Origin of the sequence: Arthrobacter sp. BE255, from assembly GCF_031457335.1 — a bacterium.
GTDB lineage: Bacteria > Actinomycetota > Actinomycetes > Actinomycetales > Micrococcaceae > Arthrobacter.
On sequence record NZ_JAVDWK010000012.1, the window covers coordinates 131,932 to 158,489 of the forward strand.

Sequence of the window (26,558 nt, forward strand, 5' to 3'; positions counted from 1 at the left end):
GCCTCACTGCGCCGGACCGGAGACGCCGCCGGGCACGGCCGTAAGTCGTTTGATGACGTTCCGATGTTTCAAGAGGCAAACCATGAACACTCACATCCGTCGATTCGCCATGCTGTCCAGCGCCACGCTTCTCGCCCTCGCCATGGGGCTGCCCGCGGCCCAGGCAGCCAACCACAGGGCCAGTTGTGTGGGCCTGATCGTTTCCTCGGAGGCCTCCGCAGGTGTCCTCGATGTCAACATGTACAAGGCCATAGCCGAGGCCGGAGGGTACTCAACCTTCGGGCAGTTTGTCGCCGGCGGAGCCCATGTGCATCTCGGCTCGGTGGAGGCTTGCGTTCCGCAGTAGCTGCCTCACGGAAAGCGGTCGACGGCGGGTGCCTCCCGCCGTCGTCCGCTTTCCTCTCGCAGGGCGTTGCCCCTGCGTCAGGCGAGGGCGGCCACCTCGTCACGCAGCCCGGCGGCTTCCCTGGCGTCGGCCGCGGAGGCTGTCAGAGTGACGCTGACCTCTTCGAAGCCGTCGGCGCTGATCCGCACGGTGATCCCGCCCGCCGTGGTGGGCCGGACGACGGCGAGCAGCCGGCCGTCGAACGAGGTGTGGTTCGCCCCGGTGTAGGTTTCGGTGGTGTCCGGGCGCGCGCTGCCCAGGCCCTGGAGTACTCCGGCGCCTTCCACGGTTACCGTGACACTGTGTTCGACGTTGGTGGCCAGGTTGCCGTGGGCGTCGCGGAATTCGATGGCAATGTAGCTGAGGTCGGAGTGGTCGGCTCGCAGTTCGGTGCGGTCGGCGTCGGCGGTCAGGCGGACGTCACCGGCTGCCGTGCGGAGCGTTGTGCGTCCCTGCTCGGCACCGTTGATGTAGCCGACGGCCACCAGTTCGCCGGGCTCGTACGTGAGCTCGAAGTCCGCGCGGAACCGGTGGTCCGGCCCGGCGGGGACGCGGCCCACGGGGCTGCCGTTCAGGAGCAGCTCCACCTCGTCAGCGTCGCTGTAGACCTCCACCTTGACGGGGGAGCCCGACGGGACGTCCCAGCTCCAGCTGGAGATGCTGTCCGTCCACGTCCAGGGTCCCATGCCGTGTTCGCGGTGGTAGTTCTCCGGACGCTGGACCGCAATGTACGGCTCGTGGCGCAGCCCGAAGACCGTCTCGCGGTAGTAGGAGGCGGGCCGGCGGTAACCGGTGATGTCGATGTCGCCGCACCAGGCGAGCAGCCACGGGTACGGCGCTGCCAGCGATGATGCGCCGTCGCTCTCGTCGTTGTACTGCACCCGGCCGATGCCGGCTTCGCCGAGGTAGTCCCACCCGGTCCAGGTGTAGTCGCCGATCACGTGCGGGTTTTCCTCAACGAGCTTCCAGAGGACATCGATGCGGTCCGGGAACGTTTCGGTTCCGACGATTATCCTGTTCGGGAAGAGTTCCCTGTCCTGGACATAGCGCCCGTCGCCATAGTTGATGCCGGCAACGTCCACTGCGGCGTGGGATTCAGCGGTCCGTTCGGAGACGAGGGGCGAGGCACTGATCCGGCCCATCGCTTCGCCGGCCTCGCTCATGATGGCGTTGACGCCCTGGCTGTCATCGCCGGTGCCTGCCTGCTTCATGAGGGCCGCGGCATCGGCGATGACCGAGACGAAGCCGTTGATGCCGTTGGTGGTGTAGCGGGTGGAGTCCAGGGACCTGATCTTTTCCGCGATCTGGCGTCCCCAGCCGGAGCCGAGTCCGCTGCCGGTTTCCGGGATCTCGTTGCCGATCGAGTACAGCACCACGGACGGGTGGTTGAAGTCCTTGGCCACCATGGCCTCGACGTCGCGTTCCCACCATTCGGGGAAGGACAGTGAGTAGTCGAAGGAGGACTTCCCTTCGGTCCACACGTCGAAGGTCTCGTCCATGACCAGCATGCCGTGCTTGTCGCAGGCGTCGAGCATGGCCTGGCTGACCGGGTTGTGGGCGCTGCGGATCGAGTTGAAGCCCGCTTCCTTGAGCAGCTGGACGCGGCGTTCCTCCGCGCGGGCGATCGTGGCTGCGCCGAGGACGCCGTTGTCGTGGTGGATGCAGGCGCCGCGGAGCTTCACGGTCTCGCCGTTGATCTGCAGGCCGTTGAACGGGTCAAGCTGGAGGGACCGGATGCCGAAGGTAGTGGTGTCCTCCTGCAGCACCTCCAGCGCGTCGCGCAGTTCCGTCCGTGCCGAATACAGGTGCGGGTTGTCCAGGCCCCACAGCTTCGGTTCGGTGACGTAGAGGCGCTGGCGGACGACGGCGGTGCTGCCCGCCTTGAGCGTCACGGGCGCGGAGCCGACGGCGACCACGTTGCCGCCGCCGTCATACAGTTCCGTGCCGACCGTCACCGTGGCGGTGGCCAGTCCCTCGTTCTCCACCGTGGTGGCGACGTCGACGACGGCGCGGCGGGCGGTGATGTCCGGCGTCGCGATCCGGACGCCATTGGCGGCGAGGTGAACGAGTTCGGTGACAGACAGGAACGTGTCGCGGTAGATGCCGGCGCCCGAGTACCAGCGTGAGTCCTGGTGGACGCGCGCATCAACGCGGATGGTGTTGGCCTGGCCGTACTTCAGGAACGGATCCAGCCGGATGTTGAACGTGGAGTAGCCGAACGGGCGCTGGCCGGCGAAGTCGCCGTTGACGAAGACCATGGCGTCCCTGTACACGCCCTGGAACTCGAGGGCCACGCGCTTGCCCCTGTAGTCCTCAGGCACCTCGAACGTCTTGGAGTATTCGAAGGTGCCGTCCGGGAAGTAGCCGGTGTGCGAACCCTGGGCCGAATCGGCCGAACGCGGCAGCCCGATCAGCGCATCGTGCGGCAGCGTGACCGGCTGCGGAGGGGAGACGGGGCCCGAAAACTCAGCAAAGAGGCTGACTTTCGGCCGGACGGCCCATCCTGCGTTGAACGACGTGCGGGTCATCGGTTTCTCCCTTGTAAGCGATGGCGGGACCGACCCGCGGAAAGCAGGCGGAGGTCCAGGACGGTTGCGGTGATGGCCACGTTTAGTATCACGTGTCAATGACAGGAAACCATTGACTCTCGCCGTGTGTCAACCGGCCGGCCCGACCGCGAACTGCCGCCGGAAAGGTGGCGGCAGGAGATCCATTGACACGTGATACTAATTGCCTCATACTGGCCAGCCACGATTCAGCGGTTGGACGTCTGGCCCGGCGGAGCGCCGGTACTGCCCGTGGGTCACCCGAAGGTGGGAAAGCGGCCGCGGCCTACTTCGAGGGGGTAGTGCCGGCCGCAAAAACCAGCAGCGAACTGGTGGCGGTGGCCAGGAGTTCTCCGCCCGGCCCAAGAATGCGGCCCTCGGCAAAGATGACGCGTGATCCCGATTTCACCACGGAACCCTCGGCCCGCAGGATGCCTTGGCTGAGGGTGATGGGGCGGAGGTAGCTGACAGCGAGGTCAATGGAGGTGTAGCCGAAACCCGCGGCCAACGTACTGTGCGCGGCGCACCCCACCACGGTATCCAGCAGGGTGCAGGCCAGGCCGCCGTGGACCATGCCCAGCGGGTTGTAGTGGGCTTCAGCAGGCCGGCATTCGAATTCCACCCGCCCGCGGCGGACGTCGATGAGGGTCAGGTTCATCAGCGAGGCCATCGGTGGCCGGGGGATGCTGCCGTCCCGCATGCCGGCCAGGTAGTCCAGGCCGGACAGCAGCGGCAGGTGTTCCAGCCCGACGCGGGGATCCACCCAGCTGAAGGTGTGCTCCCGCTCGACCGGTCCGGTGGCATCCATGGGCTGGTCCTCCTCGATGTGGCCCCGTGTGCCCAGCATAGATGACCGGGATGCTCGCCTGCATGGACGGCGGGCGGACGGCCGGCGGCGGGGCCCTGCCGCCGCCCGCGCCGGCTATGACCGGCCCACTTTGCCGATCACGTGGGCCCGTTCTCGGCTTCCTTGCTGCCCGGGACCAGGGCGTAGAAGGGGGTGCAGCCTTCCCGGGTCCCGGGGGAGATGTTGGAACGGACGATTGCTGCGCGTTCCAGGGCGGCCAGGTGGTACCTGACGCAGTTCCGCGAGGCCGTGACTGCGGCGCTGATCTCGGCCACCTTGCTGGCACCGTTGCTTGCGAGGTAGTCGATGATGAGGGACCTGACCGTGTTGCGCCGCCCGTTGTTGCCGCGGCCGGAGTGGTGAGCCGGTGTTCGGGTCTGGACTTCGAGGGACATGTGCCGCGGCCTCTCAGCGCACCGACGCGTGCTCGTGTTCCCGGTGCCCTTCCGGCACTTCGGCGGGAGGGGCACCCTCGGCGGGTGCCGCCGTCGTGCTTTCCATGAGGGAGGATTCCCGATCGTGGTTCCGGCCGATCACTGCGGTGGCGATGGCGTTGCCCAGGATGTTGGTGGCCGTGCGGCCCATGTCCAGGAGTTGGTCGATGACCAGCAGGACGCCGATGCCGGCGGCGGGGATGCCAAAGGCGGGAACGACGGCGGCAACCACCACGAGTGAGCCGCGCGGCACACCGGCCATGCCTTTGCTGCTGAGCAGCAGCATGGCGGTCATCGCGATCTGCTGGCCCAGGTCCATGTCGATGCCGTACGCGTTGATCAGGAAGACCGACGCGAACGTCATGTACATCATGGAGCCGTCCACGTTGAAGGAGTAGCCGAGCGGCAGCACAAAGCCGGTGGTGCGCTTTTCGATGCCGAACCTGGTGAGGCCGTCAATGAGCTTGGGCAGGGCGGCCTCGCTGCTGGAGGTGGCGAAGGCGATGACCATGGGTTCCCGGACAATGCGGACCAGCCGGAAGGCGGCCTTGCCGAGGAAGGCCACCGCAACGGCGATCATGACGACCCAGAGTGCGGAGAGCGAGACGTAGAAGCCGCCGATGAACGACGCGTACGTTGCGAAGGCGTCCAGGCCCTCGGCGGTGAAGGCTGCTGCGATACCTGCGAAAACGCCCACCGGCGCGGCCTTCATCACGTATCCGGTGACCTTGAGCATGACGCCCATCAGTTCGTCGATGGCATCGGCGATGGACGAGCGGCCCTTTTTCCGGAGGTTCAGCAGGGCGATGCCAAAGAGCGCGCCGAACACCAGGATCTGCAGGGGATTGTTGGCGGTCAAGGCCGCGAAGACGCTTGTGGGGATGATGTGGGTCATGAACTCGGCGTAATCGAGGGGCTTCGTTTCCATCCCCGCGTCACCGCCCGCCACGAGGTTCAGGCCGTGGCCGACGTTGAGCACGTGCGCTGTGATGAAGCCGAAAGCGCCCACCAGGACAGAGGCGGACAGGAACCAGATCATCGACCTGCCGAACAGTTTGCCCACGCCGGCGGACTTGGCAGCACCTGCGATGCCGGAGACCAGGGTGGCGAAGATCAGCGGGGCGATGATCATCTTGATCAGGTTCAGGAACATGTGCGTCACGGTGTCCAGCACGGACACGACCGATTCGCGGGTGGCGTCCGGCAGCAGCCAGTGGAACACGAGCCCACTGATGATTCCGAAAACAAGTGCTGCCAGGATCCACATGGTTGATTTGTTTTTCATGATCACTCCTTGGGTGAGGCCGGGCTGGTGGCCCGGTGGTGGAACGGTCCTCATCGTTGAGTGCCGTTTTTCTCTCTGGCCTGTCCTGGAATTTGGGCACGTCGGTGTGCCCCAGGTCCCTGGACGGGCGGGGTGTGGGGTGGTGCGGGTGGGGTTACTTGCTCAGGTTGGCCAGGCGTTCGGGGCTGAGGAGTTCCTGGAGCTGGGCGTCGGTGAGGAGGCCGTGTTCGAGGACCAGCTCGGCGACGCCCTTGCCGGTGGCCAGGGCTTCCTGGGCGATGGCGGTGGCAGTGGCGTAGCCAAGATGCGGGTTCAGGGCCGTAACCAGGCCGATCGACTGTTCCACGGTGCGGCGGAGGTGCTCGGTGTTGGCGGTGATGCCCCGGATGCAGCGTGCCGTGAGGGTGCGGCAGGCGGCTTCCAGGTGCGAGATGCTCTTGTGGAGGCTGTGGACGATGATCGGTTCGAAGGCGTTGAGCTGGAGCTGCCCGGCTTCGGCGGCCATGGTGATGGTGACGTCGTTGCCGATCACCTCGTAGGCCACCTGGGAGACCACTTCCGGGATCACCGGGTTGATCTTGCCGGGCATGATCGAGGAGCCCGACTGCACGGCGGGCAGGTTGATCTCGCCGAACCCGGCGCGCGGGCCGGAGGAGAGCAGCCGCAAGTCGTTGCAGATCTTGGACAGCTTCACAGCCACGCGCTTGAGGACGCCGGAGAGGTGGACGAACGCGCCGACGTCCTGGGTGGCTTCGATGAGGTCGACGGCGGTGACCAGGGGCAGGCCGGTGATCTCGGCGAGGTGCCGGCAGGCCGTTTCGGCGTAGCCGGCGGGAGCGTTCAGGCCGGTACCGATGGCGGTGGCGCCGAGGTTGATTTCGTGGATCAGCAGTTCGGCTTCGGCGAGGCGCAGCCGGTCCTCACCGATCGTGACGGCGTAGGTGCCGAACTCCTGGCCAAGGGTCATGGGGACGGCGTCCTGCAGCTGCGTGCGGCCCATCTTCACCACGGTGCGGAATTCCAGGGCCTTGGAGGCGCAGGCCTCTTCGAGTTCGGCGAGGGCGTCCAGCAGTTCCCGGGCGGCGAAGATGGTGCCCAGCTTCACGGCGGTGGGGTAGACGTCGTTGGTGGACTGGGAGAGGTTGACGTGGTCGTTGGGGTGCAGGCGGGCGTAGTCGCCCTTGGGGTGGCCCAGGATTTCAAGCGCCCGGTTGGCGATCACCTCGTTGGCGTTCATGTTCGACGACGTGCCGGCACCGCCCTGGATGACGTCCACGACGAACTGGTCGGCGAAGTGGCCGTTCATCACGTCGGTGCACGCCTGCCCGATGGCTGTGGCCCGCTCGGCGTCGAGCAGCCCGAGTTCGTGGTTGGTGCGGACGGCGGCAAGTTTCACCGCGGCCAGGCCGCGGACCAGGTGCATGTTGGAGGACAGCGGCTGGCCGGTGATGGGGAAGTTTTCCACGGCGCGAAGCGTGTGGACGCCCCAGTACGCGGCGGCGGGGACGTCGCGGTCGCCCAGGAGGTCGTGCTCGGACCGGGTTTCCGGAACGGCATCAAGGGTGGTCAGGTGGGTGGTCATGGGGTCCTCACGGGGCTTCGTTGACGGGCGGGGAGATGTGTTTTTGGGCGCGGTAGGGCGCGGTGGATGGCACCGCCGGGGCGGAGTCAGGGGTGTGCTGCGGAAAAGCGGGCGAAGGTCAGCCGGTACGGCCTGCTGCGGATTGTTGGCCGCCGGGGACGATAGTGCCGAGGGCACACTCCACCCCGTGCAGGTGCATGGTCATGGCCTGGGACGCGTCCTCGGCGGAGCCGCGTTCGATGGCCTCGAAGATGCGGGCGTGTTCATCGCCCGATTCCTTGCGCCGGTCGGCAACGAGGTTGAGGGTGTTGGACTGGTTCGCCATCGCCTCGCAGATGTCCGAGAGGAATGATTCGAAGACGCCGTTGCCACTGGAGCGGGCGATCGTCACATGGAACTCGGTGTTCAGCTGCACCCACTGCTGGAGGTCATCCGCCTCCGACATTTCGCGGAGGATTTCCCGGAGTGCTTCAAGGTCCTCGTTGGTGCGGCGTTGGGCAGCCAGGCCGGCCGCCGGAACCTCCACGTGGGGGCGGGCCTCCACGAGGGCGCTGGCGGAGTATTTGCCGAGCTTGAGGTCCTGTGCCACTTTGTCGGCGATGACGAATGTTCCCTTGCCGGTGTGGGTGGCGGTCAGGCCGAGCGCCGTGCAGGAACGAAGGGCCTCGCGGACCATGGTGCGGCTGACGCCGTATTGCTTGGCCAGCGACGCCTCAGAGTCCAGCCGGGTGCCGACAGGGATCTTGCCGGCTTCGATGGCACCGCGGAGGGAAGCGAAAACCGCTTCGGCCGCGCCAACGCGTACGACTCGGTCTTGTCTAGCTGTCCAGCTGTCCAACAGGTCCATGTAATGAGCATGGCACTAGTCACACGTCGTGTCAACGCGCGGCCGGAGTGTTGCCGAAAATGGGGCCTTAGGTGGTTTCGCCGGGGACGATTTTCACCACCGGCGGCGGGTAGTAGGCGTGCTGGGCTGCGTCCTTCTGGTCCAGTTCATCAAGGTCAGCCGCGATCCGCGCCATGAGCGCAGCGTTCTCCATGAGGACCGTTGTCAGCCTGGGGGAGACCAGCTGTCCCACCTCCGTTGCGTCCACGCCGACCACCGAAAGGTCACCCGGCGTTTCAAGGCCGAGCGCGCGCCCGGCCGCCAGTACTGCGATGGCAACGTCGTCGTTGTAGCAGCCCACCCCCATCGGGGAGCCATCAGCCGCGAAGGCTTTGAGGGCCGCTTTCGCGCCGGCGAGCCGGAGGGGAATGTCCAGGCGTTCCGGCGTCGGCAGGCCGTGGGCGTGGGCGGCGGCTTTCATTCCCTCATAGCGCGGGGGCCCGAAAGGGTCCTGCCGCTCGTCCACCAGCGCGGCGAAGGCGAGGCGGCGGGGCCCGCCGCGGAGCAGTTCCTCTGCCATGGTCCGGCCGACGAGGAAGTTGAGGTCCCCTTCCGGTTCGGGTGACCGCAGGTATCGCGGAATGGCCACTGCTCCGCTAGCCTCAAGTGCTTCGCGGTCTTCGGGGGACAGGACCCCGATGTCCACCACGGCCACCGGCCGGAAGTGCAGGATGGCGGCGAGGGTTTCCGCCGCATCCCGTCCGGCGAAGCGGACCACCACGCTCAGGCCGTGGCGGGCGGCCTGGGTGCTGATGCTGTCCACGAGGTCCTGCAGGTTGCTGCCGAACGTCGTGTTGGGAATGATCACCACAAGGATGTCGCTGCGGCCGGTCACCAGGGCGCGTCCGGCGGGAGAAGGCCTGTACTGCAGTTCGGCGGCGGCCTTGAGCACCTTTTGCCGGGTCTGCTCCGGGAAGCGGGATCCTTGCCCGTTGAGCACGTGGCTTACGGTGGCCCGGGACACCCCGGCTCTCTTGGCGACATCAAAGCTGGTTGGTCGCTTGTTCGGTTTCGTCTCCGCTGTCACAGTCAGATCATCGCATAGATCATGTTGACACGTGATACTGATGCCCTTGACGTACCTCGATTCCGGGCGTATCGTACAACCAAATGGTTGTAGATCAGATGAGTGATGCCGACGTCGACCGCCTTTTCCAGGCGTTCTCCGATGCCACCCGCCGGGACATTGTCCGCAGGGTCACGGTGGCTGAGTATTCGGTGTCCGGCCTCGCGGGCCTCTATGCCATGAGTTTCGCCGCCGTCCAGAAGCATGTGGCGGTATTGGAGCGCGCCTCCCTTGTTACCAAGGAGAAGCGTGGAAGGGAGCAGATCGTGCGGGGCAACCATGAAGGCCTGCAGGAAGCCCGGCGGCTGCTCGATGAGTATGAGGCGATCTGGCGGCAGCGCGTCAGCCGGATCGCGGACATTCTGGCTGAAGGATAGGAAAGGTTGCGCAATGCCTGTTATCAGTTCCACCAAGAATCTCGAGGCACTCAGCTTGACCCTCGTGGCGGAGTTCGACGCCGGCGTCGAGCGCGTCTGGCAGGTCTGGGAAGACCCGCGCCAGCTGGAGCGCTGGTGGGGTCCGCCAAACTATCCGGCCACGTTTGAGCGGTTCGACTTCCAGCCCGGCGGGGCGGCCGACTATTACATGACCACGCCCGAAGGTGGGAGGCCCCGCGGCTGGTGGAAATTCACCACCATCGAGGCGCCTCGGAAGCTCGAGTTCGATGACGGTTTCGCGGACGACGACGGCGCTCCCGTGGATGCCATGGGGAGCGCCCACGCCACGGTTACCCTCGAGGACGCCGGCGGGCGTACGCGGATGACCATCATGTCCACGTTCGATTCCGAAGAGCAGATGGAAGAGATGGTGAAGATGGGCATGGAGGAAGGCATGAAGGAGGCGGCGGGCCAGATCGACGCCGTCCTTGCCGAGCACGCACACGCCTGACCGGCGCCGCTCACTGCACCAGAACTACCGGTAACAGCACAAAACGCGAGAGTGCGACGGCGGTGATCTTCCGCCGTCGTACTCTGCTGTCAGGCGCCGATGCAGCCCGGCCGCAACCTCTGGAGCCGTAGCATCGGGCCAGGACGACGACGTCCACATAACCAGCAAGGGGTTTTGTATGACGAGAATGCTGATTATTGGTCCGCCCGGTTCCGGCAAGGGAACGCAGGCTGAACGGATCTCCGAACGCCTCGGCGTAGTGGCGATTTCAACGGGAGATATTTTCCGCGCCCATGTCAAGGGTGGGACGCCGCTGGGTGTCGAGGCCACGAGGTATATGGATGCCGGCGATTTCGTGCCGGACAGTGTCACTAACGAAATGGTCCGGAACCGCCTGAGCCAGGACGACGCCGGCAACGGCTTCGTGCTGGACGGCTACCCGCGCACCGTGGCCCAGGTGGATTACCTGGACGCGATCCTCGCAGCCGGTGAGCAGGAACTCGGAGTGGTCCTCCAGCTCACTGCCGACGACGCGGAACTGGTCTCCCGGCTGCTCGGCAGGGCCAGGGAGACCGGCCGCAGCGACGACAACGAAAGCGTCATCCGCCACCGGCTGGACCTGTACCACCAGCAGACCGAGGCCGTGGTGGCCAGGTATGCCGGGCGCGGGATCCTGGCCCAGGTGGACGGGATCGGCGGGATCGACGACGTCACGGACAGGGTCCTGGCCTGCATAGGCAACGTGCTCGGGGCGCCCGTCGACGGACGGTAGCAGCAGCAACGGAAAGGACGACGGCGGGACTTCCCGCCGTCGTCCTTTCTACGTCAGGCGGGCGACGCTCCGCCGTGTGGGGCGGCGCACGGCGCCGTCAGAGAAGAGTTCCGGGGTTGATTCCTGGATGCGCTGAACGTCCTCGAAGACGCCCCGCAGGTGAAGGCGCAAGGAGCTGTCGGCATCCGTCATGTTGTTCGCCTCCAGTGCGTCCACCACTGCGGTGTGCTGCTGTATGAGGGTTGAGATGGGCCTTGTGTCCAGCAGGCTCAGGCGCCGGGCGCGGTCCAGGTGCGCCTTGGCCGAGTTGACGGCGGCCCAGGCAGACTCGTGGCCCGCCAGGCGCAGCAGTTCGCGGTGGAAGTCCTCGTCCAGACGGAAGAATTCCTCCACATCGCCGCTGGCCTCGGCTCCGGACTGGTCCCGCAGGATCTCGCGCAGGCCCGCGAGTCCCGCCGCGTCAACGGCAACGTCCTTCAGGGACGCACACTCGATGGCTTCGCGGACGAACTGTGCCTCGGACACCCGCCCCAAATCCACGAGGGAAACGAACGAGCCGATCTGGGGAAAGACCTGGACCAGTCCCTCCTCCCGCAGGAGGATCAGGCTCTCACGCACCGGAGTGCGGCTCACGCCCAGTTCCTGCGACAGCTCATTCTCCGAGAGCGGCTCGCCCGGGGGGAGCTGCAGGGAAATGATGCGACGCCGAAGCGTTTCCAGGGTCTGATCCCGGACGGACAGTCGCGGAGGCTGTCCCTTGCCACGTTTTTCGGTTGCCATGGCTCCAGTCTATTACTCTTGACACACTAGAATGGTAGTGCTTGTATGGTAGTAGTCAACGGGTGCTGCCGGTCACAACAACAGACCTTCAGCCCAGCCTCTTCCGTTCTTCTCCCCTCCGTTTTTCATCGCCTGCAAAGGAGCATCAGATGACTGAGAGCATCTCGCCGCCCACCACTAAGCCGGAAACGAAACCCACCCGTGAACTGGCCAAAGTCGCCGTTTCCGGCTGGCTGGGAACTGCCATGGAATTCATGGACTTCCAGCTGTATTCGCTGGCGGCAGCCATCGTCTTCAACAAACTCTTCTTTCCCGAGGTCAGCCCGATCATCGGCCTGATAGCCGCCATGGCAACCTATGGCGTGGGCTACGTTGCCCGGCTCGCCGGCGCTGTGTACTTCGGCCGCATGGGCGACAGGATCGGCCGCAAGAAGGTCCTGTTCATCACTATCGCCCTCATGGGGGCGTCCACCACGCTTATCGGCGTTCTGCCCACCTACGCGATGATCGGTATCTGGGCGCCCATCTTCCTGGTCGCGCTTCGCCTGATGCAGGGCTTCGGCGCCGGCGCCGAGATCGCCGGAGCCACGGTAATGCTGGCTGAGTTCGCGCCCACCCGCCGCCGCGGCCTCATCTCGTCCCTCGTATGCCTCGGCACGAACTCCGGAACCCTCGCAGCATCTGCCATCTGGGCAATCCTCGTCTCCACCCTGTCTGAAGCGGACCTGCTCAGCTGGGGCTGGCGCATCCCGTTCCTGTTCAGCTTCGTGCTGATGATCTTCGCGGTCTGGGTCCGCCGTTCCCTCAAGGAAAGCCCCGTGTTCGAACAGCGCGCCGACGTGGTGGACGGCGTGGCACTGTCCAAGCGTGAAATCACCGCCGCGGAAGAAATCGCCAGGACCAGCACCATCGAAGCCGCACTGCACCAGCGCAAGGGCAAGGCCTTCCTCATCGCGCTTGGCCTGCGCTTCGGGCAGGCCGGCAACTCCGGACTCGTCCAGACCTTCCTCATCGGCTACCTGGCCACCGTCCTGCTGGTGGACAAGAGCGTCGGCACAACCGCCATCATGTACGGCTCACTGCTCGGCTTCGTGACCATCCCGGTCATGGGCCTGCTCGGTGACCGTTTCGGCCGTCGGCCGCTGTACTTGGCACTGAGCTCGCTCACCGCCCTGTTCGCCATCCCCATGATGCTGATGGTCACCAGCGGAAACACTGTCCTCATCACTGTTGCCATGGTGATCGGCCTCAACCTGGGCGTGCTGAGCCTCTTCGCCATGGAGAGCGTCACCATGGCCGAGTTCTTCGGTGCCCGAACCCGCTTCACCCAGCTCGCGCTGGCCAAGGAAATTGGCGGGATTCTGGCAACCGCCATCGGTCCGCTGCTGGCAGCCACCCTCACCGCAATCACCGGACACTGGTGGCCGCTCGCCGCGATGCTCATCGCTTACTCGCTGATTACACTGATCTCCGCCTTCGTCGGCCCTGAGGTCCGTGGCCGCGATATGGTCCGCCTGGAAGACGCCGTATGAAAGCCGTCGTAGTCCACGGCGCCAACGATCTCCGCATCGACGAACGGCCGGAGCCCGTGGCCGGCCCCGGGGAAGTAGTGCTCGACGTCGAATGGGGCGGCATCTGCGGATCCGACCTTTCGTACTGGCGCCACGGCGCCTCGGGGACGGCGGCGCTGAAGTCGCCGCTGGTCCTGGGCCATGAAGTGGCCGGACGGATCGCCCAGCTCGGCGCCGGCGTCGAAAACCTGCAGATCGGCCAGCCGGTCACCGTCCACCCCGCAGAGCTGGTGGGAAACGGGACCATGCCCGGGCGGCTCAAGGGCCGGACCAACCTCTATCCGCAGATCCGCTATTTCGGCTCGGCGGCCTTCGACCCCCACACCGACGGCGGCTTCAGCGAACGCAAGCTCGCCAGGGCTTCCCAGATCCGGCCGCTGCCCGACGGTGTGGATACGCTCCACGGCGCACTGGCTGAACCACTCGCCGTCGCCATGCACGCTGTCAGCCGGGCCGGTGACCTCACCGGCCGGGACATCCTGGTCAATGGTGCCGGACCCATCGGATGCCTGGTGGTGGCAGCGGCCAAGTACGCCGGAGCCAGGACCGTCATTGCCGCCGACATCAACGACGCGGCGCTGCAGATCGCCGTGGCCATGGGCGCGGACGAGGTCCGGAACGTCTCCGGCGGGGGCAGCCTGCCCGAGGACATGGAGCTCGTCTTCGAGGCTTCGGGCATCCCCGCGGTGCTGGGCGGCATCCTCCGGGCCACTGCACGCGGCGGCACCCTCGTCCAAGTCGGAAACCTGCCGGGAGCCCCGGCCGCGGCCGCCCTGGGTGACCTCGTCACACGGGAAATCACCTGGATCGGTTCCTACCGTTTCGTGGACGAGATCAGCGACGCGCTCCGCGCCATGGCCGCAGGCCTGGACGTATCCCCGGTCATCACGCACAAGTTCGGCATCGACCAGGCAGCCGAAGCCATGCGGGTCTTCGGCGACCCTGCCGCCGGCAGCAGCAAGGTCATGCTGAAACTCAGCTGACCCCGGCCACTCCTCCAACTGAGTAGCACCCCATCCCACACACCTGAAGGACCAACCAGTGAAGATCACCGACGCACGGGTAGTGGTTTCGTCGCCAGGACGGAATTACGTCACGCTCGTTATTGAAACCGAGGACGGCATCACCGGCATCGGCGACGCCACCCTCAACGGCCGCGAGCTGGCCGTGGCGTCATACCTGTCCGAGCACCTCTGCCCGCTGCTGATCGGCCGCGACGCGCGCCGTATTGAGGACGCCTGGCAGTACTTCTACAAGGGGGCCTACTGGCGCCGCGGACCGGTGACCATGACGGCGATCGCCGCCATCGACGTCGCACTGTGGGACATCAAGGGCAAGGCCGCCGGCATGCCGGTGTACGAACTCCTCGGCGGGGCAGCCCGCGAAGGTGTGATGGTCTACGGCCACGCCAGCGGAGCCACGCTGCAGGACCTGAGCGCCGACTTCCAGCACCACCTGGACCTCGGCTACAAAGCCATCCGCGTTCAGGCGGCGGTCCCTGGGCTGGACAAAACCTACGGCATCGCGCCGGTGGACGGGAAGATGTACGAACCCGCCAGCGGCAACGTCCCGCAGGAGGACACCTGGGAGACCTCGGCCTACCTGGATTTCGCGCCGAAGATGATGGCCCACGTCCGCGAAGAGTTTGGCTACGGGGTCCACGTCCTCCACGACGTGCACCACCGCCTGTCCCCGATCGAGGCGGGACGGCTGGGCGCGTCACTGGAGCAGTTCCGGCCGTTCTGGATCGAGGATCCGACGCCGGCCGAGGACCAGTCGGCCTTCCGCCTGATCCGCCAGCACACCACCACTCCCATCGCGGTGGGTGAGGTGTTCAACTCGATCTGGGATTGCCAGCAGCTGATCACCGAACGGCTCATCGACTACATCCGCACCTCCGTGTCACACTCGGGCGGCATCACCCACCTGCGCCGCATCTTCTCCCTCGCGGACCTGTACGGCGTGCGCTCCGGATCGCACGGCGCCGGTGATCTTTCGCCGGCCTCATTAGCGGCAGCTCTGCACGTGGACATGAGCATCCCGAACTTCGGTATCCAGGAATACATGGGGCACCGGGAGCCTGCCAACGAGGTTTTCACCACGTCCTACAGCTTCAACGACGGCTACATGCACCCCGGGGACGCCCCCGGCATCGGCGTGGAGTTCAACGAGGAAGCTGCCGCCCGTTTCCCGTTCGACCCGAAATACCTGCCCATTAACAGGCGGCTCGACGGATCGGTGCATGACTGGTGAGCAACCCAAACCAAGAATCCTCCGCCCCGTTCGACGTCGTGGTGATGGGCGAGATCCTCGTTGAGGTGGCCACGGACGTGGCCTTCGCCCACGGCGTGCCCGCGCAGCTCGGCATTTCCGGGGACGCCCTCAATGTTGCGGCCGCGGCGGCGGCGGCCGGCGCCCGCGTGGGTCTGCTGTCGGTAGTGACCGACGACGACCTCGGCAAGGCGATCGCCGCCCGGATCGTGGAACTGGGCGTGTCCGCGGACCTGCTGACGTACCGGACCGGGCAGCAGGGCGTCTACCTGGTGCACTGCGACCCCGACGGGCAACGCGAGTTCTCTTACGCCCGCAGCGGCAGCGTTGGATCCAGCCTTGGCCCCGACGACGTCGATCCGGCAGTGTTTTCGGCTGCGGGCGCCGTGGTGGCGGGCGGCATCGCGTGCGCCATTTCGGAGTCGTCCCGTGCAGCCGTTTTGAAGGCAGCCGCGCTGGCCAAGCGCTTTGTGTTCGATCCCAATTTCCGCCCCCGGCTCACGTCCGTGGAGGACGCGACGGCGGCACTCCTGCAGCTCGCGCCGCGCGCGTTCCTGGTCACGCCGTCGTTTCCCGGCGAAACCTCAGCACTCCTGGGCTGCTCCACCGCGGCCGAGGCCGCGGCCAGGCTGCGTGGCCTCGGCGCGGTGAACGTGGCCGTGACCTGCGGCGCAGAGGGCGTCCAGCTGGAAGGCGAAGGCCAGGACAGCACCTGGATCAACTCCATACCCGCCCCCGCGGTGGTGGACCAGACCGGGGCGGGCGACGCGTTCGTCGGTACCCTGACCGCCCGGATCGTCCTGGGCGACAGCCTCCCCGTGGCGGCCCGCTATGGTGCGGCGGCGGCGTCGCTGGTGGTGGGCGGCAAGGGCGGCACGGGCTTCATTCCCACCCTGGCGCAGACCCGCGCCCACGCAGGAACTGCCGTCTCCGGTCTTGCCCTCGAAGGAGCAGAGCCATCACACGCCTGAACGCAGCCTCCCTCGCCGCCAACGGCGCCCACAGGCCGCTGCTGGTTCCCGGCACGCTTCGGCCCGGCATTGTCCACCTCGGCCTGGGCGCCTTCGCCCGGGCCCACACGGCGGTGTTCACCGAAAACGCCATGCTCGCCACCGGTTCCTCGGACTGGGGGATCGTTGGGGTGACCCAGCGTTCGGACACGGTGGCGCGCCAACTGGCGCCGCAGGACGGACTGTTCACCGTGGCGGAGCGGGGCAGCGGCGCCGCGCCCCTCCGTGTGGTGTGCAGCATCGTGGAAGCCATCTCCGGCAGGGACCATCCGGAAAAAGTCGTGGACCGGATCGCCGCGGCCACCACGCAGGTGGTCACGCTGACCGTCACGGAAAAGGGCTACCGGATTGATCCGCACACCGGGTCGCTCAACACGGCCGACCCCCAGGTGCATGCCGACCTTGACGGCCAGCCGCCGCAGACAGCCATCGGGCAGATTGCCCGCGGCATCCAGCATCGGGCCCGTACCGGCGCAGGCCCGCTCACCGTCGTCTCGTGCGACAACCTGCCGGGTAACGGCGAGCTGACCGGAACCCTGGTCCGGGCGTTCGCAGCCGCCCTTCCTGACGCTGAGTCGGGGCCCCTGCTCGCCTGGCTGGATGCCAACGTGACCTTCCCGTCCACCATGGTGGACCGGATGGTGCCGGCCACCACCGACGGCGACCTTGCCGCCGTCGAACATGAACTCGGCCTCCGGGACGAAGCCGCCGTGGTGGCGGAACCTTTCATGCAGTGGGTCATCGAGGATAACTTCGCCGCCGGGAGGCCGGCCTGGGAGGAAGCCGGAGCACTGTTCAGCAACGACGTCGCTGCGTGGGAGGCAGCCAAGCTGCGCCTGCTCAACGCCAGCCATTCGATGCTCGCCTACCTTGGCCTGGCCACCGGCAGGGAGACCATCGCCGACGCCGTGGGGGAGGACTCCTTCCGCACGGCGTGCCGGCTGATGCTGGCCGAGGACGCACTCCCCACCATCAGCCTGCCCCAGGGCCTGGACGGCTCAACGTACTGTGCGCAGGTCCTGGACCGCTTCGCCAACCCGGCCCTGGGACACACCACGGCAAAGGTGGGCAGCGACGGCTCGCAGAAGATCGGCCTCCGTCTGCTGACCACGGTCCGTGCAAACCTCGACGCCGGACGCGAACCCACGTGGGCCGCTCTCGCCGTGGCCGCGTGGATGCACCATGTGGCCACCACCGCCGGTGACGGGCTGAACGACCCCCTCGCGGCGGATCTCCAGGCAGCACTCCCGGCGGAGCGTTCCGCAGCCACCGTGGTGCCGGCGCTGCTCGGCGTGCGCAGCATTTTCGACGCCGGGCTCGCGGCCAACACCACCTTCACGGACCTGCTGACGCACTGGTACCGCATCATCGACACCACCGGGCTGGACGGCCTGAGAAAAGAGATCACCCATGGCTGACGCAACCAGCGTCCTGCACGTTTCCCCTGTTATTCCCGTCGTCACCATCGCCGACCCGCAGCACGCCGTTCCCGTGGCCAGGGCACTGGCCGACGGCGGCGTCCGGATCATCGAGCTGACGCTGCGGACGGACAGCGCCCTCGAATCCATGAAGCGTATCGCCGACGAAGTCCCTGACATCCTGCTCGGCGCCGGCACCATCCTGACGCCCGGCCAGGCCGACGCCGCGGTAGCGGCCGGGGCCCAGTTCCTGGTGAGCCCCGGCGTCACGCCGTCCCTGCTGGACCACATGCTGCAGCTCGAAGTCCCGGTGCTCCCGGGGGTGGCGACCGTGGGCGAAGTGATGGCGGTCCTGGAGCGGGGCATCACGGCCATGAAGTTCTTCCCGGCGGGCCCGGCCGGCGGGCCGGACTACCTCGCCGCCATCGGAGCGCCCATCCCGCAGGTGCAGTTCTGCCCCACGGGAGGGGTGAGCCTGGAATCCGCTCCGGGCTACCTGTCGCTGCCGAATGTCTCGTGCGTTGGCGGCAGCTGGCTGACTCCGCGCGCGGCCGTCGACGCCGAGGACTGGAAGCAGATCACGCGACTCGCGCAGGGGGCTGCCGCGCTCGGCAAGCACTGAGCAGACCGGCGATTTTCCGGTGCTAAGGAGATGGGACACGGCCGGACATGCGCCGTGGAACCCGGGGCTGAGGTTATCCACATAGGGTATTTGCTTCGCGGTTTTTGTGGGTGCCTCGCAGGATGATGGGGGTATGGGAAGCGGAACGGCAGTGGATTCGATGGAGGCCATGATGGCTTCCATGGCTGCGCTTGCGGTGTTGGCGGCCCGCAGTGAGGGCCGCTCTGAGTGCACCGGCCAGGACCCGCTGCGTGACCAGGCGGATGCATGCCTGGAAGGACTTGAAGTGACGGCCCGGCTGGAGGCCATGCTTGCCGCCAGGAAGGTGCGTTTCACCGCGGGGTTTGCCAACGTAACCCGGGCTATGTCCCCTCCGGAAGAGCTTCCGCATCAGCGCCTGGCCCGGGAGATGGGCGTCGTCGCGGAGGTCGCCTGCGCACTGACGGTGAGCGAACGGAGCGCATCAGCACTCCTGGCCGAATCCCATCAACTCACCACCACACTCCCGCTGACCCAGGCCGCTTTGGAGCAGGGGTCGATGTCGTTCCAGCACGCGAGGGTCATGGTCGACGAGGCCGGCAGCCTGGACCCGGCCGGTGCCGCGGCGTTGGAGGCTCATTTCCTGGACCCTGACGCGCCCAACCCCGCCATGCGCCCGGCCGGTGAGCTGGTCCCGTCGCGGTTCCGGCAGAAGGCCAGGACGTGGCGGGAACGGCATCACCCGGTCAGCATCGAGAAACGCCATGCCAAGTGTGTCCTGGACCGGCGGCTGGAGTACGTCCCGGACCGGGATGGGATGGCCTGGCTCTCCGCGTACCTGCCCGCGGATCAGGCTGCCGGGATCTGGAACGGCGTCACCGCCACAGCACGGGCCCTGCAGGGCCCCGCCGAGGACCGGACCATGACCCAACTACGCGCCGACGTCGCCGCGAAACTGCTCCTCAGCGCCGGCATCACCACCAGCAGGCCGACGGACGGCAGCGCAGATGCCGCGGCCGCCAGTTCCGACGCTGATGGCGTGGCTGGTGGCGCTCCGGCCACCGGCGCCAGCACCAGCACCAGCACCAGCACCAGCGCGAGCACGAGCACGAGCAATGATGGCGTGGCTGGTGGCGTTCAGGCCACCGACACGGCTACGGGCAGTGATGGCGTGGCCGTCCTGGTTCCGGCCACGGACGGGGTCGATGCGGGCCGTGTTCCGTTTCCGGCGGCGCAGGTCCTGGTGACGGTGCCGGTCTTTGCCTTGATGGGCCTCACGGACGAACCGGCCGATCTCGACGGCTACGGGCCCGTCCCCGCCTCGATGGCGCGGAAGCTGGTCGCGGACGGGGCGTTCTCGTTCCGCCGGGTCCTGCTTGATCCGCGGGACGGGGCGCCGCTGGAAATCGGACGGGAAAGCTACCGGATCCCCCCGGCGATGCGCCAATGGCTGCGGCTCCGGGACGGGAAATGTTCGTTCCCCGGCTGCAGCAACCAATCCCTGGACAACGAAGCCGACCACCTCCTCGCCTGGGCCCACGGCGGCACCACCGGCATCACCAACCTTGAGTCACTGTGCCCCAAACACCACCGGCTCAAACACACCACAGCCTGGACACCCACCGAAGCCACCAAAGACCAACCACCCGGCTGGACCTCACCCACCGGCCGCCACTACCACAGCGAACACCCCGACTGGGAACCACCCCAATGGCCGCGCCAAATCCTGGACCGACTGGCGCGCCACGAACCAGACCCGGCCCTCCCCGACGGCAGGCTGCCTGACGAAGCACTGCCTGACGAAGCACTGCCTGACGAAGCACTGCCTGAAGGCACGCTCCGTGACGAAGCGCTGATCGAACGATCCTTTGCGGAATTACAGGCAACCACCTGAGCGCCGCGCTGCCCCCGGGAATGGACGTGATGGCGGGATTCGAACCCGCGTCAGCGGTTCTGCAGACCGCTCCCTGGCCTCTCGGGCACATCACGTAGCAGTAGCCTAAGCACCCGCCGCGGTATTGTCCCGCTCTGTTAACCAGTCCTGCGGACCATTGCACACGACGACGTTTGGCGACGCAGGATGAACGGCCAGGGCCGGTTCGACACACTCCGACGCCGGACTGAATGTGCTGGTCAGATGCCCCTTTCGTTACCCCATGCTTCGGGCCGTGAAGCCAAGTTTCGCTGCGCGTCGGCGCGTTTCACCCCCGGTTGAAAGGGGCGTGGACGGGTGGTTGGTTTGAATTATCGGCCTTGAAAGGAAAAGAACATGACGGAACATTTTGACCTCACCCCCCAGCGCCTGCGTCACGTCCTGGGCCACTTTGCCTCCGGCCTGACGGTGATCACCGCGGCTACGGACAACGGCCCGGCCGGGTTCACCTGCCAGTCCTTCTCCTCCCTTTCGCTGGATCCGGCCCTGGTCACCTTCAGCCCCGCCCGCAGCTCCAGCACCTGGCCCCAACTCCGGAAAGCCGGGCGGTTCACAGTGAACATCCTGCCCGCCGGGCACCAGCACCTCGCCGCCCAGTTCGCCCGCTCCGGAACCGACAAGTTTGCCGGGGTCGACTACACCGCCTCGCCGCTCGGCAACCCTGTCCTGGACCAGGCCCTCGCGTGGGTGGACTGCGAGCTGCACGAGGAATACGACGGCGGCGACCACACCATCGTGGTGGGCGCGGTGCACGCACTCGGCGCAAGGGACGGCGCCGAGCCGCTGCTCTTCTTCAAGGGCGGGTACTTCGAGGGCGTGCCGTCCCGGGCCAAGCTGCTGGAGAGCGTTGCATGACACCGGTCAAGTCAGGCTCCCGAAGACGGGGCCGGCGCCCCCTCGCACGGGAGTCGGACACCGGGCGGGGCCTGGACCCTAAACACGACGCTGGACCCGACGGCGGCCAGGACCACCCCGCCCAGGACTGGTCCGACATCGACGTGGGGTCAACCGTCAGCGTCACGCCTCCGGCAGGGCCTCCCTACCTTGGCCGGGTCGATGCCAAAACGCCCGACGCCGGAATTGTCTGGGTGCTCAGCCTGGAAGGATCCGGCCGCCAGATGCTTGGCAACACCGACGGTGTCAGCCTGCTTCCTGCAGCCGGATGGCCCTCATGACCATCGTCCTGGTTCTGGGCGCCTTCTGCGTGCTCCTGACCGCCGGCGTCCTGTGGGCGGCCGCGCCGCTGCTGCACCCGGCACGGGACCGCGCCGCGGCCGACCGCGGGCACACCGCCGTCGAGTATTGGCCCATCTATTCCTGAAGGAAGTACCAGCATGATCGGGACCCTCACCCGCCGGATCCAAATGATCTGCGGCGACGAGCTCTCCTTGCTACGCCGGCAGATGTACGCGCTCGCCTGGCAGGACATCCACGAAGGTGCAGTGGAGGGTGCGGCCACGGCCATGGCCCGCAAGCCCTCCTGCGTGAACCACGGCGTCAGCGTTGACGTGGTGTGCTTCGCCCTGCGCCCCAGCAACGAGGACGCAACGTTCATGATTTCAGTGGCGATGCACGTGCATCCCGACCGGCGGTCCGGCGACGTGTACTGGGAGGAAGCCGACGCCTGGGCGCACGCCGTCGCGGGCCATGAGTGGTTCAGGGTGGAGCCGCGCGGCAGGCTGGAAAACCCCGGCAGCAGGGTCTTCCACTATGCCCTGACCGAGGATGGCTCCCCGGCCCAGGAAGCGCCGTTGGCTGAGGTATCGTCCACCTGACCCGCAGTCTCTACCTGCAGGGCATTCTCCGCCTGGCCCGGAGTCGCCGACGGAAACGCGGGGACCGCGGCCACCGCGGCCACGATCCTGCCGTCCACCAGCACAGCCAGTAGTTCGCCGTCCAGCGACAAACCCGCCGAGCCGCCCGTCGGCGTTGGAAGGTCCGCAATGGGGGTACCCGCGCCAACAGGAGTGAACGGAATCCCGTGCAGTGCCGCAGGTTCACCGGCAGAGCGCGGGTCGCGCTCGAGCGCCGCCTGGAGGGAGCGCTGCGTCACGGCAGCCACGGCCTCGCGAGGATGGACGGTCCCGAAGGTGGCGCCCCGGTCCAGCGCCAGGAAAACCACTTCGTCGGCCGGTACGCCGCGCCGGTGAAGTTCGTCGCTTGCGTGGCGGACGGAAGAGTCCGCGGCCAGGAGATGCACCCCCGGGATTTGATCCCCAGCCGCCGGGGCGGGCAGCAGCGACCTGACTGTTTCGGATGCGTCCGACGGCTCGGCGAACCCTGTGGAGGTGAGCCAGCCGTCGTCGAAATAGGTGGAGAGGTAGTTGCGCCCCGAGTCCGGGATGATCACCACCACCGTGTGGCTTTCATCGAGCTCTTCGGCGAGGCGCAGTGCGGCGGCCAGAGCGGTTCCGGAGGTGCCGCCGATAAGCAGGCCCTCTTCACGCGCTGCGCGGCGTGCAGTGAGAATGGAATCCCTGTCACTGACGCGGAAGTAGCGGTCCACCAGGGCCGTGTCGAAGGCCTGCGGCCAGATGTCCTCAGTGGTATCCGGGTGCAGGGCGTGGCCGGCCCCTTCAACGTACTTGGCCGCACCGTCGCCGCCGCCGTAGGTGGAGTGGTCGGGGTCGGCCGCGACAACCTGCACAGTTCCGCGGCTGGCGGCTTTGAGGAACCGGGCGGTGCCGGAGATCGTCCCGCCCGTGCCCACGCTGGCCACAAGATGGGTGACACCGCCTGCAGTGTCGCGCCAGATTTCGGGTCCGGTGGATTCGTAGTGCGCCGCTGGATTGGCGGGGTTGTCGTACTGCTGCGCCAGCCAGGCCCCGGGTGTGTTGGCGGCGAAGGCTGCTGCCCGGTTGGCCAGGTGGTCCGCGTGGCTGCGCGGCACGAAGTCACCCACCAGGTGCACCTCGGCGCCATAGGCACGCAACAGCCGGATCTTCTCTGCGGCCGTTGACGCCGGGGCAAACACGACGGCGCGGTAGCCCAGGTGCGCGGCCACCAGGCTCAGGCCGATTCCGGTGTTGCCGCTGGTTCCCTCCACCACGGTGCCTCCGGGAGCCAGGAGGCCGTCCCGCTCGGCGGCCCGGATCATGGACAGGGCGGCGCGGTCCTTGACGCTGCCGCCAATGTTTTGGAACTCCAGCTTGGCGTAGATCGCGGGCCGCAGTCCCGTCCCGAGCCGCCGGAGCCGCAGCAGGGGAGTCTCTCCAATGGCATCAAGCACCGACTCGTAAATGGTCATGGGCACACGTTAAGGCCCGGAACCGCCGGCCCCAAAAGGGCTTAACGTGCGTTGCCCCGGGTGTCGGTTTGTGAGCTGGAGTGTCGGATTTTCGCGCCGCAGGAGACACATTACGACGCCGGCGCAACGGATTCCGTCACCGGCGGTAACGGCGGTTAATCCGGTGTCTCGTGATGCAGGCCAGGCCCATAACCGGCCCTAAAGTCCGGTTATGGGGTGGACGGCAACAGACTCGATGACGGCAAACGCAGGGTCGCAACACGCAGGATCAGCCGGCGGTGGGCCAGTCGCCGGGCGGACGCTGCCCGAACCACCCAGACGGCCCGGACCCGCCAGTCCGCGTGCCGCCCGCGCCGCACTGTGGCTGTGCCTCGGCGCCGGCTTCATCACCCTCCTGGACCAGTCCGTCTTCATTCTGGCCGTGCCCGCCATGGCGGCAGGGCTCGGCGCGGACGCCGCCCAGGTGCAGTGGATCCTGGCCAGCTATTCGTTGGCGTTCGGTGTGGCACTGGTTCCGGCAGGCAGGCTGGGGGACATCCTGGGACGCAGGCCGCTGTTCGTCGCCGGCATCGCCGTGTTCGGCGTCTTCAGCCTGGTGGGCGGCCTCGCGTCCGATCCCTGGGTGGTGATCGCGGCCCGGCTCCTGCAGGGACTGGGCGCAGGGACGCTCAACCCGCAGGTCCTGGGCTTCCTTCAGGATCTGTATGCCGGGCCGCAGCGGGCCAGGGCACTGGGGTTCTACGCGGCGGCCGGGGGCTTCGCCGCCGTCTGCGGCCCGCTGATCGGCGGCGTGCTGTTGTCAGCGGCAGCGCCGGACGCCGGGTGGCGGCTGCTGTTCCTGGTCAACGTTCCCCTGGTGCTCGTCCTGGTGCCGCTGGCCCTCAGATTCCTGCCCCGTGCCCGGCAAACCGACCCCGAGACAAAGGCATCCGCGCCCGGAGCTTCTGGGGGACCGGGCGCCTCCGGGGGACCGGGCGCTTCCCGGGGACCGCGAGCCTCCCTCGAACCCGGGGCACGGCGGACGCGTCCGTCGAATTCCGTCGACGGCGTGGGCGCCCTGCTGCTCGGATCGGTGGTCCTGGCTTTCCTCGCCCCCACGGTGTACGGCAGGCAAGGCTCCCTCCTCGTCTGGATGGCCGCCGGGGCGGGCACACTGCTCTGCTTCGCCTGCTGGGAATTCCTTTACCACCGCCGCGGGCGCACACCCCTGCTCAGCCGGGAACTGGTCCGGTCCACGGGATTCCTTCTGGGCACGGTGGTGGCACTGTCCCAGTTCGGCGTGGGCGCCGCCATGGCCGCCCTGACGGCGTTCTACTTCCTCTCCGGAACCGGCCTCGCCCCGCTGGCAGCCGCCGGAATCCTCGCCCCGCAGGCCGCCGGGATGCTGCTTGCCTCCAGCCTCAGCTGGCGGTTCGTCGGCCGGTTCGGCCGGGCCGGTGTGGTGTTCGCCCTGGCAGCCTCGTTCGGCACCCTGGTGGCCAAAGACCTCGCCGTCCAAGGCCTGGACAGTGCCGCGGCCGCCATAGCGGTTGCTGCCGTGGGCCTGGTCCAGGGCGTTGCCACCGGCCTGGTGGTGGCACCCAACCAGGCACTGACACTTGGCCACGCACCCGGCGGAGCGGCCGGCGTCGCCGCAGGCTTCTACCAGTTGAGCCAGCGTTTCTCCGCAGCGCTCTGTTCTGCGGCCGTTGCCGGCCTGTTCCTCCAGGAGGCCGTCCCCGGCGGCGGATTCCGGGGCGCCTTCCACGACGGAATCGTCCTGTGCTCAGCCCTCACCGCGCTCGCCATCCTTGCAGGCGCCGCCGACTGGATCCGGACAGCGGCGGCCCGGCGGCGGGCCCAACGACACTCCACCCTGAACCAGTCCCAGCCCCACCCCAAAATCCCGCAAACGAGAGAAACCGGATCATGACACCACACGAAACCAGCCAGGCCTCCGGCCTGAAATCCATCAGCTTCCTGACGCCCGGCAACTACCCGGACCACGCCCCGGGCCAGGGTCTGGAGGAAACGCTCCAGCTGTTCGCGCTCGCCGAACGGCTGGGCTACGACGGCGCATGGGTACGCCAGCGCCACCTGGAACACGGGATATCGTCCGCCACCGTCTTCCTGGCCGCGGCGTCGCAGCGCACCTCCCGGATTGAGCTGGGGACCGGGGTCATCCCCATCGGCTATGAAAGTCCGTTCCGCCTCGCCGAGGACATTTCGATGGCGGACGTCCTCTCCGGCGGCCGGCTCCAGATCGGACTGAGCGCCGGCGCCCCTCCGCACGCGGAGCTCATCGCCGGAAAGGTCTTTGACGGCGACTGGCGGGGCTTCGACTTCTCGCACCGCCGGATCGGGCGGCTGCTCGAGTGCCTGGAGGGCCGCTTCATCGGAGACGAGGACACTGTCATCCAGTCCCCGGGAAACACCCAGCGTCCGCGCCTTCAGCCCTACAGTCCGGGCCTGCGCAGCCGCATCTGGTACGGGGCCGGATCGGCCCGGTCAACGGACTGGGCAGCGGCGAGCGGGGTCAACCTGGTGGTCGGAAACATTGTCTCCGGCGAAGCCAGCAACGTGTTCACGGAGGCCCAGGCAGCCAACCTTGGGCGCTACCGGCAGGATTTCCGCGGGACCCAGGCGCCGCGCGTCGTCGTCGGCCGTGTGGTCCTTCCCACGGACGGTGCAGACTCCGCCACGCGTGCCCGCTACCGCGCCTACGCCGAAAGCAGGCATGAGCGTACGCTCCAACCACACGGTGAGCGCCGGACCCTGTTCGCGCCGGACCTGGTGGGCAGTGCCGACGAGATCATCCAGGCTCTGCTCGCCGATCCTGTGACCGCTGCAGCCTCCGAACTGCAGGTCAACCTGCCCTACGAATTCTCCATCGAGGACTACCGGCAGATCGTCACCAGCTTCGCCACCCTGGTCGCGCCGGCGCTCGGATGGCAGCCGCAGTACGCCGCGGCAGCCGCCTAGGCGGCACACAAGTCAGTGGCAGCGCAAAGCCCGGCAGCCGCCGTCGGGATGCCCGGAATGGGCACTACGACGGCG

26 protein-coding genes and 1 tRNA gene are annotated in these 26,558 nt (G+C 67.3%); 17 read left to right on the top strand and 10 right to left on the bottom strand.

Going from position 1 to position 26,558, the window contains the following annotated elements; all coding sequences use genetic code 11:
* Positions 1 to 82 precede the first annotated feature (82 nt).
* Positions 83 to 346, top strand: a complete 264-nt coding sequence (locus tag J2X42_RS18680; RefSeq protein ID WP_310167351.1) for a hypothetical protein — start codon at positions 83 to 85, stop codon at positions 344 to 346.
* 77 nt (positions 347 to 423) lie between these two features.
* Here the strand turns inward: J2X42_RS18680 and J2X42_RS18685 are convergent, their stop codons facing one another.
* The 7 genes from J2X42_RS18685 to J2X42_RS18715 all read right to left on the bottom strand — a co-directional run bounded on the left by J2X42_RS18685 (position 424) and on the right by J2X42_RS18715 (position 8,992).
* Complete coding sequence (locus J2X42_RS18685; protein WP_310167352.1) at positions 424 to 2,913, bottom strand: glycoside hydrolase family 2 TIM barrel-domain containing protein; 2,490 nt, start codon at positions 2,911 to 2,913, stop codon at positions 424 to 426.
* 304 nt (positions 2,914 to 3,217) lie between these two features.
* The gene (locus J2X42_RS18690; protein ID WP_310167353.1) at positions 3,218 to 3,778 is read right to left on the bottom strand and encodes a PaaI family thioesterase; all 561 of its coding nucleotides are present in this window, start codon (positions 3,776 to 3,778) and stop codon (positions 3,218 to 3,220) included.
* A 98-nt stretch (positions 3,779 to 3,876) separates the two neighbouring features.
* Positions 3,877 to 4,173 (bottom strand): winged helix-turn-helix domain-containing protein, encoded by a 297-nt coding sequence (locus J2X42_RS18695; RefSeq protein WP_310167354.1) that lies wholly within the window; start codon positions 4,171 to 4,173, stop codon positions 3,877 to 3,879.
* Between the two features lie 13 nt (positions 4,174 to 4,186).
* Complete coding sequence (locus J2X42_RS18700; protein ID WP_310167355.1) at positions 4,187 to 5,497, bottom strand: dicarboxylate/amino acid:cation symporter; 1,311 nt, start codon at positions 5,495 to 5,497, stop codon at positions 4,187 to 4,189.
* Positions 5,498 to 5,651: 154 nt separating this feature from the next.
* Positions 5,652 to 7,079 (bottom strand): aspartate ammonia-lyase, encoded by a 1,428-nt coding sequence (locus J2X42_RS18705; protein ID WP_310167356.1) that lies wholly within the window; start codon positions 7,077 to 7,079, stop codon positions 5,652 to 5,654.
* Positions 7,080 to 7,197: 118 nt separating this feature from the next.
* Positions 7,198 to 7,926 carry a FadR/GntR family transcriptional regulator gene (locus tag J2X42_RS18710; protein WP_310167357.1) on the bottom strand — a complete coding sequence of 243 codons (729 nt, stop codon included), beginning with the start codon at positions 7,924 to 7,926 and terminating at the stop codon, positions 7,198 to 7,200.
* A gap of 67 nt (positions 7,927 to 7,993) precedes the next feature.
* Positions 7,994 to 8,992 (bottom strand): LacI family DNA-binding transcriptional regulator, encoded by a 999-nt coding sequence (locus J2X42_RS18715; RefSeq protein WP_310167358.1) that lies wholly within the window; start codon positions 8,990 to 8,992, stop codon positions 7,994 to 7,996.
* An 83-nt stretch (positions 8,993 to 9,075) separates the two neighbouring features.
* Here J2X42_RS18715 and J2X42_RS18720 point away from each other — a divergent pair, with 83 nt between their 5' ends.
* The 3 genes from J2X42_RS18720 (at position 9,076) to J2X42_RS18730 (ending at position 10,691) form a co-directional block, all read left to right on the top strand.
* Positions 9,076 to 9,408: an ArsR family transcriptional regulator gene (locus J2X42_RS18720; RefSeq protein ID WP_310167359.1), complete on the top strand. Its 333-nt coding sequence runs from the start codon at positions 9,076 to 9,078 to the stop codon at positions 9,406 to 9,408.
* 13 nt (positions 9,409 to 9,421) lie between these two features.
* Positions 9,422 to 9,919 (top strand): SRPBCC domain-containing protein, encoded by a 498-nt coding sequence (locus J2X42_RS18725; protein WP_310167360.1) that lies wholly within the window; start codon positions 9,422 to 9,424, stop codon positions 9,917 to 9,919.
* A 187-nt stretch (positions 9,920 to 10,106) separates the two neighbouring features.
* Positions 10,107 to 10,691: an adenylate kinase gene (locus J2X42_RS18730; RefSeq protein ID WP_310167428.1), complete on the top strand. Its 585-nt coding sequence runs from the start codon at positions 10,107 to 10,109 to the stop codon at positions 10,689 to 10,691.
* A 48-nt stretch (positions 10,692 to 10,739) separates the two neighbouring features.
* Here the strand turns inward: J2X42_RS18730 and J2X42_RS18735 are convergent, their stop codons facing one another.
* Positions 10,740 to 11,471: a GntR family transcriptional regulator gene (locus J2X42_RS18735; RefSeq protein ID WP_310167361.1), complete on the bottom strand. Its 732-nt coding sequence runs from the start codon at positions 11,469 to 11,471 to the stop codon at positions 10,740 to 10,742.
* 149 nt (positions 11,472 to 11,620) lie between these two features.
* Between J2X42_RS18735 and J2X42_RS18740 the strand changes: the two genes are divergently transcribed.
* The 7 genes from J2X42_RS18740 to J2X42_RS18770 all read left to right on the top strand — a co-directional run bounded on the left by J2X42_RS18740 (position 11,621) and on the right by J2X42_RS18770 (position 20,236).
* Positions 11,621 to 13,003 carry an MFS transporter gene (locus J2X42_RS18740; protein ID WP_310167362.1) on the top strand — a complete coding sequence of 461 codons (1,383 nt, stop codon included), beginning with the start codon at positions 11,621 to 11,623 and terminating at the stop codon, positions 13,001 to 13,003.
* On the top strand, positions 13,000 to 14,025 hold the full coding sequence (locus tag J2X42_RS18745; RefSeq protein ID WP_310167363.1) for an L-idonate 5-dehydrogenase: 1,026 nt from the start codon (positions 13,000 to 13,002) through the stop codon (positions 14,023 to 14,025). Before J2X42_RS18740 ends, J2X42_RS18745 begins: the two co-directional genes overlap by 4 nt.
* Before the next feature lie 58 nt (positions 14,026 to 14,083).
* Positions 14,084 to 15,295, top strand: coding sequence for a D-mannonate dehydratase ManD (gene manD, locus J2X42_RS18750; protein ID WP_310167364.1), 1,212 nt, complete (start codon positions 14,084 to 14,086; stop codon positions 15,293 to 15,295).
* A 44-nt stretch (positions 15,296 to 15,339) separates the two neighbouring features.
* Positions 15,340 to 16,284 carry a PfkB family carbohydrate kinase gene (locus J2X42_RS18755; protein ID WP_310167429.1) on the top strand — a complete coding sequence of 315 codons (945 nt, stop codon included), beginning with the start codon at positions 15,340 to 15,342 and terminating at the stop codon, positions 16,282 to 16,284.
* Positions 16,285 to 16,352: 68 nt separating this feature from the next.
* Positions 16,353 to 17,741, top strand: coding sequence for a mannitol dehydrogenase family protein (locus J2X42_RS18760; protein WP_310167430.1), 1,389 nt, complete (start codon positions 16,353 to 16,355; stop codon positions 17,739 to 17,741).
* The gene (gene eda / locus J2X42_RS18765; protein WP_310167365.1) at positions 17,734 to 18,363 is read left to right on the top strand and encodes a bifunctional 4-hydroxy-2-oxoglutarate aldolase/2-dehydro-3-deoxy-phosphogluconate aldolase; all 630 of its coding nucleotides are present in this window, start codon (positions 17,734 to 17,736) and stop codon (positions 18,361 to 18,363) included. The genes J2X42_RS18760 and eda overlap by 8 nt, the downstream gene beginning before the upstream one ends.
* Positions 18,364 to 18,496: 133 nt before the next feature.
* Complete coding sequence (locus J2X42_RS18770) at positions 18,497 to 20,236, top strand: DUF222 domain-containing protein (RefSeq protein ID WP_310167366.1); 1,740 nt, start codon at positions 18,497 to 18,499, stop codon at positions 20,234 to 20,236.
* A 21-nt stretch (positions 20,237 to 20,257) separates the two neighbouring features.
* Here J2X42_RS18770 and J2X42_RS18775 read toward each other — a convergent pair.
* Positions 20,258 to 20,331 (bottom strand) — tRNA-Cys (locus J2X42_RS18775).
* Positions 20,332 to 20,611: 280 nt separating this feature from the next.
* Here J2X42_RS18775 and J2X42_RS18780 point away from each other — a divergent pair.
* The 4 genes from J2X42_RS18780 to J2X42_RS18795 are packed head-to-tail and all read left to right on the top strand — an operon-like array spanning position 20,612 to position 22,050.
* On the top strand, positions 20,612 to 21,130 hold the full coding sequence (locus tag J2X42_RS18780; protein WP_310167367.1) for a flavin reductase family protein: 519 nt from the start codon (positions 20,612 to 20,614) through the stop codon (positions 21,128 to 21,130).
* Positions 21,127 to 21,450 (top strand): hypothetical protein, encoded by a 324-nt coding sequence (locus J2X42_RS18785; protein WP_310167368.1) that lies wholly within the window; start codon positions 21,127 to 21,129, stop codon positions 21,448 to 21,450. Before J2X42_RS18780 ends, J2X42_RS18785 begins: the two co-directional genes overlap by 4 nt.
* Complete coding sequence (locus J2X42_RS18790; RefSeq protein ID WP_310167369.1) at positions 21,447 to 21,596, top strand: hypothetical protein; 150 nt, start codon at positions 21,447 to 21,449, stop codon at positions 21,594 to 21,596. The genes J2X42_RS18785 and J2X42_RS18790 overlap by 4 nt, the downstream gene beginning before the upstream one ends.
* Positions 21,597 to 21,609: 13 nt before the next feature.
* Positions 21,610 to 22,050, top strand: a complete 441-nt coding sequence (locus J2X42_RS18795) for a hypothetical protein (protein ID WP_310167370.1) — start codon at positions 21,610 to 21,612, stop codon at positions 22,048 to 22,050.
* Here the strand turns inward: J2X42_RS18795 and J2X42_RS18800 are convergent.
* The gene (locus J2X42_RS18800; protein ID WP_310167371.1) at positions 21,984 to 23,522 is read right to left on the bottom strand and encodes a PLP-dependent cysteine synthase family protein; all 1,539 of its coding nucleotides are present in this window, start codon (positions 23,520 to 23,522) and stop codon (positions 21,984 to 21,986) included. The genes J2X42_RS18795 and J2X42_RS18800 overlap by 67 nt on opposite strands.
* 211 nt (positions 23,523 to 23,733) lie before the next feature.
* Here J2X42_RS18800 and J2X42_RS18805 point away from each other — a divergent pair, with 211 nt between their 5' ends.
* Positions 23,734 to 25,434, top strand: coding sequence for an MFS transporter (locus tag J2X42_RS18805; RefSeq protein WP_310167372.1), 1,701 nt, complete (start codon positions 23,734 to 23,736; stop codon positions 25,432 to 25,434).
* On the top strand, positions 25,431 to 26,483 hold the full coding sequence (locus tag J2X42_RS18810; protein WP_310167373.1) for an LLM class flavin-dependent oxidoreductase: 1,053 nt from the start codon (positions 25,431 to 25,433) through the stop codon (positions 26,481 to 26,483). Before J2X42_RS18805 ends, J2X42_RS18810 begins: the two co-directional genes overlap by 4 nt.
* Positions 26,484 to 26,558: the final 75 nt, after the last annotated feature.

Bases quoted from the DNA above. Each gene is read 5' to 3' on its own strand.
- J2X42_RS18735 (WP_310167361.1), bottom strand. From the start codon at position 11,471: ATGGCAACCGAAAAACGTGGCAAGGGACAGCCTCCGCGACTGTCCGTC.
- J2X42_RS18755 (WP_310167429.1), top strand. From the start codon at position 15,340: ATGGGCGAGATCCTCGTTGAGGTGGCCACGGACGTGGCCTTCGCCCAC.
- J2X42_RS18730 (WP_310167428.1), top strand. From the start codon at position 10,107: ATGCTGATTATTGGTCCGCCCGGTTCCGGCAAGGGAACGCAGGCTGAA.
- J2X42_RS18695 (WP_310167354.1), bottom strand. From the start codon at position 4,173: ATGTCCCTCGAAGTCCAGACCCGAACACCGGCTCACCACTCCGGCCGC.
- J2X42_RS18790 (WP_310167369.1), top strand. From the start codon at position 21,447: ATGACCATCGTCCTGGTTCTGGGCGCCTTCTGCGTGCTCCTGACCGCC.
- J2X42_RS18700 (WP_310167355.1), bottom strand. From the start codon at position 5,497: ATGAAAAACAAATCAACCATGTGGATCCTGGCAGCACTTGTTTTCGGA.
- J2X42_RS18705 (WP_310167356.1), bottom strand. From the start codon at position 7,079: ATGACCACCCACCTGACCACCCTTGATGCCGTTCCGGAAACCCGGTCC.
- J2X42_RS18725 (WP_310167360.1), top strand. From the start codon at position 9,422: ATGCCTGTTATCAGTTCCACCAAGAATCTCGAGGCACTCAGCTTGACC.
- J2X42_RS18680 (WP_310167351.1), top strand. From the start codon at position 83: ATGAACACTCACATCCGTCGATTCGCCATGCTGTCCAGCGCCACGCTT.
- J2X42_RS18690 (WP_310167353.1), bottom strand. From the start codon at position 3,778: ATGCTGGGCACACGGGGCCACATCGAGGAGGACCAGCCCATGGATGCC.
- J2X42_RS18785 (WP_310167368.1), top strand. From the start codon at position 21,127: ATGACACCGGTCAAGTCAGGCTCCCGAAGACGGGGCCGGCGCCCCCTC.
- J2X42_RS18740 (WP_310167362.1), top strand. From the start codon at position 11,621: ATGACTGAGAGCATCTCGCCGCCCACCACTAAGCCGGAAACGAAACCC.
- J2X42_RS18710 (WP_310167357.1), bottom strand. From the start codon at position 7,926: ATGGACCTGTTGGACAGCTGGACAGCTAGACAAGACCGAGTCGTACGC.
- eda (WP_310167365.1), top strand. From the start codon at position 17,734: ATGGCTGACGCAACCAGCGTCCTGCACGTTTCCCCTGTTATTCCCGTC.
- J2X42_RS18805 (WP_310167372.1), top strand. From the start codon at position 23,734: ATGGGGTGGACGGCAACAGACTCGATGACGGCAAACGCAGGGTCGCAA.
- J2X42_RS18780 (WP_310167367.1), top strand. From the start codon at position 20,612: ATGACGGAACATTTTGACCTCACCCCCCAGCGCCTGCGTCACGTCCTG.
- J2X42_RS18770 (WP_310167366.1), top strand. From the start codon at position 18,497: ATGGGAAGCGGAACGGCAGTGGATTCGATGGAGGCCATGATGGCTTCC.
- J2X42_RS18720 (WP_310167359.1), top strand. From the start codon at position 9,076: ATGGTTGTAGATCAGATGAGTGATGCCGACGTCGACCGCCTTTTCCAG.
- J2X42_RS18810 (WP_310167373.1), top strand. From the start codon at position 25,431: ATGACACCACACGAAACCAGCCAGGCCTCCGGCCTGAAATCCATCAGC.
- J2X42_RS18685 (WP_310167352.1), bottom strand. From the start codon at position 2,913: ATGACCCGCACGTCGTTCAACGCAGGATGGGCCGTCCGGCCGAAAGTC.
- J2X42_RS18800 (WP_310167371.1), bottom strand. From the start codon at position 23,522: ATGACCATTTACGAGTCGGTGCTTGATGCCATTGGAGAGACTCCCCTG.
- J2X42_RS18795 (WP_310167370.1), top strand. From the start codon at position 21,610: ATGATCGGGACCCTCACCCGCCGGATCCAAATGATCTGCGGCGACGAG.
- J2X42_RS18745 (WP_310167363.1), top strand. From the start codon at position 13,000: ATGAAAGCCGTCGTAGTCCACGGCGCCAACGATCTCCGCATCGACGAA.